We start from the raw sequence: 316 nt of genomic DNA on the forward strand, positions 1-316 counted from the left end.
GTCCGCCCGCGTGCCGCGCGGCGGGCGGCCGCTGGGGGTCGGCGGCGGGGGCGGGCGCGCGGCGGCGGCGGGGGGGGGGCGGGGGGGGGGGGGGGGGGGGGCGGGGCGCGCGGGGGGGGGGGGCGCGGGGCGGGCGCGCCCCCCCCCCCCCACAAGGGCCCGGGCCCTTGTGGTGCGGGGTCCGTCCTCAATCTCCCCCAGACTCCGTCCGGGGGGACCCCCAACGGGCTTGGGGTGTCTGGCCCGGGTGGTCTGCCTGGCCTGGTGTGGGGTTCCCCCCGCGCCGCAATGGCCGGATAGTTTCAGCCTCGCCGGC

This window comes from Streptomyces sp. NPDC055078 (assembly GCF_053607985.1).